Annotated in this window: 3 protein-coding genes; 2 read left to right on the top strand and 1 reads right to left on the bottom strand. The window is 55.4% G+C overall.

The window, feature by feature from the left end; translation table 11 throughout:
• The first annotated feature begins 373 nt into the window (after nt 1–373).
• Entirely contained in the window at nt 374–829 is a 456-nt protein-coding gene (locus FBQ85_27655) for a hypothetical protein (protein MDL1878909.1), read from the top strand.
• A 177-nt stretch (nt 830–1006) separates the two neighbouring features.
• Here the strand turns inward: FBQ85_27655 and FBQ85_27650 are convergent, their stop codons facing one another.
• Nucleotides 1007–3064, bottom strand: a complete 2058-nt coding sequence (locus tag FBQ85_27650) for a T9SS type A sorting domain-containing protein (protein MDL1878908.1) — start codon at nt 3062–3064, stop codon at nt 1007–1009.
• 177 nt (nt 3065–3241) lie between these two features.
• On the opposite strand from FBQ85_27650, the gene FBQ85_27645 reads away from it, so the two are divergent.
• Complete coding sequence (locus FBQ85_27645; GenBank protein MDL1878907.1) at nt 3242–3892, top strand: response regulator transcription factor; 651 nt, start codon at nt 3242–3244, stop codon at nt 3890–3892.

Raw genomic sequence — 3892 nt, 5'->3', positions numbered from 1 at the left:
GCGCAACTCGCGAAACTGCTCGAAACCATGCACGCGCGTCATCATGCGGTGCAACCCACGCTTGCGCAACAAATGCACTTGTTGCGCGCCCTGGAGGCGCAAGCAGCGCCGCCCGCAGAAAGCGTCTGGGTGAAAACCAGCGGGCGCATGGTGCGCTGGCTGGCCCCGGCAGTGGTGGCATTGGCCGTTTTATTTGTCGCGATTCCGCAAGACGGCAGTTCAACGGCGAGTGACAGAATCTCGGCGTTTCTTGCCGACACGCCCGAAGCGGCATTGTTTTCAGCCAGGACGGAGGAAGAAGTGCAAAGCGCCATGCTGGAGTTGGTGTTGAACTCCGAGCAGACGCAATGATCAAACACAAAAGGTCAGAAGCATGAAGCAAAACTTTCTGGTGGCAGCAGCCTTTGTCTTGACTTTTGCTGCAGGCGTATTGACGGGAGGGCTGCTGGTGCGGCAATTAGCCGGCCCGCCTCCCATGTTTGAACGCGAGATGAGGCGCCCGCCCATATTGCGGCGCGGCATGTTTGATGTTGATCGCATGCAAAAACATCTCGACCTTAGCGAGGCGCAACGCCGCGAAGTCGAGGCGATTGTCGAAAAATATCGCGATCAAATCCAGGAGCATATTGAGCGCGTCGAGCCGCCGATGCGTGAGTTGATGCGCGGCTTGCGCGCTGAAGTCGAACAAGTTTTGACGCCGGAACAACGCGAAAAATTTCAACGCAGCGCCTCGCCGTTTTGGCGCAAATCTCCGCAACGGCGCGAGCGTTTCGACCCCGACAGCATGTCCGGACAGCCCCTGCCCGAGGCCGGTGAACCCATGCCGTAAAAGCGGCGCGGCTGCACAAAACAACGAAACCTTCACATCTCGTTTGCCCGTCGGTCAGCAAGAAAGAGTCGGCCTCACCCGGCAGGCCTTTCCCGAACGCGGTAACGCCTGTGCGATCAAACAAGCGTCCTGCATACCGCCATCCGCAATGATGAAATTGAAGCACATCAGTCGGGCTTATTCCACCAACAGCATCTTCCGTGTCTGTGTGAATATTTCATTGCCCTCCTCGCGCGCCGTCAGTTTGTAAAAATAAATCCCGCTGGCCGGCGCGTTATCGTTCATTGCTGAGAAGATCGTTGTGTGTATGCCCGCATTTTGCAAGCCCTCGAACAATGTTGCAACCTCACGCCCGAGTACGTCAAAAACTTGCAGCTTCACCTGCGCCGCTTGCGGCAGCGCATAGCGAATCTCCGTTGCCGGATTGAAGGGATTGGGGAAATTTTGCGCCAACTCAAAGCCCCGCGGCGCGCTTTCCGCTTGCCGCTGTTCGGCAACGCCGGTCGCAGTCTGCACCACGGCGCGGATCAGGTAATCTTCAGAGTCGAACAGCGTCCAGGAATTGCCGTCAAAATCCCAACTGCGTTGATTGAGCGGCGGCGTGCTTTCCGAGCCGAACGCGGGCGTATTTGTTCCATCGTATTCGATCATGACGTAGAAGTCGCCGCTCACTTTGATGTTCGCATTGCTCAAATCATAAGTCACCCAACCGGCGTTGGGCGCTGTTACTGCTTGCGGCCCGAAAATTGTTGCGCACGGCGCGCCGCCGTTATCCCCCAAAATCCGCAGTAAATGTTGATTTCCGCCGTTGAGGCCGTGATAAAAAATTTTTGCCTGCAACAATTTTGCAGAGCCGCTGGGCGGTGTAAAGCGCACCGCCGAGCCTTGTCCGGCATTGGGCCAATTGTAGCCGGTGGTAGCTGTGCCGTCATCATATTGCAATTCGAGCGCGCCGCCCGGCGGGGCTTCCGCGTCCGGACCCCAATCCCATGAAGTAATATTGTCCGCAATCTTCCAGGATTGACTGCCGTCAATCGTCATGCCCCACAAATCAAACGGCGAGTTCTCGTCCTCGCGTTGTGCAAACGCGAGAAAGCGCCCGTCGGGCGAGGGCACAGCACCGACAATGTTGAAGCTCTCTTTGATCACCGTCAGTTGCTGGCTGGCAAAATCGTAGCGCGCGATTTTATTCGAAAAAACGCCCAGGGAGTACGAAATCGAAAAAACAAAACCCGAGCCGTCTTTCAACCAGGTAATCCCATCAACAAAATCCGCTTCGAGCACCAGTGTGTGCGTGCTCAAGTCGCTGCCGCGCGTGCCGCGATAAATGCCGTTGGGTGAGGCGAGTATGCTATAGTACAAGAATTCATCACTCACTGGCGACCACGCCAATCCCGTTGAAACCGCTGCGGCATTGCCGGAAAATAAATCCTGCGCGATCAGACCCGGCGCCGGAGATGCCGTTTGCACCAGACGCAACCCGGCTTCAACAATGTATGCGATTTCGCTGCCATCGCCTTTCCAGGTGAAGTTGTTGATGCGCAATTGAAACGGCCCATAGCCGCTGGTGATTTGCACAGAACTGCCCGCAGTGACGGTTTGACCCGGCTCTATATCAACATAAGCTGCAGGATTGAACCACGTGCCGGATCCGCTTTTGACATAAACGATCTGCTGCCGCCCGAGATCGGCGATATTGTTGATGGTGAGGGTGGAACTGAGTCCCGGCAATATTGTCGCCTGCTGCAATTCGGCCGCGCCCTCAATGTAGATAAAAAAGATTGAAGCATTCAGCGTCTGATTTTCAATCGTGACGCGCGCCGAGCCTTTGGGGAAGGCCGCCAAATCTTCACAGCGCGGCGCGTTGGTGATGCGGCGCAGACCTGAGCCGTCCGGGCGAATGCCAAAAATATCCGAATCAAAGCGCGAACAGCCAAACTCGTGCGCGCTGATAAAGGCGATTTCCTCGCCGTCGGGACGCCAGCCCGGCACGGGATAAATCGAAACCAGCCCACGCGGCGTGCTGTAAATGATGCGATCGTCGCTGCCGTCGGGCTTGACTAAATGCAACTCTGAAGTTCCCGGCTCGGTTTGCGTGGCGCCGGTGACGCGAAAGTAAGCGATTGTGCCGGGCAGATCCGGCGGCGCTTGCGCAAACAGTGAAGCAGTCGTCGCTGCGATCAACAGGAACGTTTTTGACATCTTTGCCGCGGAGCAGTAACGCAGATTCTGCATGGCCCTTCCTTTCCTTGTTGTTGAGAGATGGAGATTGTAGGTATGCTAAAAAAATAATTTGACATTGAAATGCAAGCAGCTTTTCAATTGTTGCGTCAAAAAAATGATTGCTTCTTTGATGCGAAAAATTAGCTTCAGGCAAATCCGTTTTGATCAAAACGAGCCGAGGAAAATATTATGGCCGCCTCCGAACCCGCCATCAGCGTCGCCATGGTCGATGACGACGAAGCCGTGCGCAGCATGATCGCAACCCTGGTTGAAAACGCCGAGGGCCTGCAGTTTGCCGGCGCGTATTCGAGCTGCGACGACGTGCTGGAGAACATGATCGAAGTCATTCCCGACGTGGTGTTGATGGACATCAACATGCCGGGCCGTTCTGGCATCGAATGCGTCGAAGCGCTCAAGCTGGAAATTCCCGATCTCAAAATTCTCATGCTCACCAATTACAGCGATGATGATCGCATCTTCGATTCCCTGCGCGCCGGTGCCGTGGGATATTTGCTCAAGAATTCCTCCATCGAAAAACTGTCGGAATCCATCAAAGAAGCTTATCGCGGCGGCGCCCCCATGTCCGGCGAAGTGGCGCAAAAAGTTCTGGCTTATTTTCAAGGCCAGAAGAAAAATGCGAAATACACCGCTGAGCTTTCCGATCGCGAGCTGGAGGTTTTGCGCGCGCTCACCGAAGGCTTGAGCAACAAGGAGATCGCCGCGCAATTGTTCATCAGTTTGCCCACCGTGCGCTTCCATCTCAAAAACATTTACGCCAAGCTCCACGTCAACTCCCGCACCGAAGCGGTGATCAAGGCGATGCAGGAAAAGCTGGCGTGA

Source organism: Cytophagia bacterium CHB2 (assembly GCA_030263535.1).
In the GTDB taxonomy this organism is placed as follows: domain Bacteria; phylum Zhuqueibacterota; class Zhuqueibacteria; order Zhuqueibacterales; family Zhuqueibacteraceae; genus Coneutiohabitans.
This window is presented reverse-complemented; position numbering and strand designations above follow the sequence as displayed.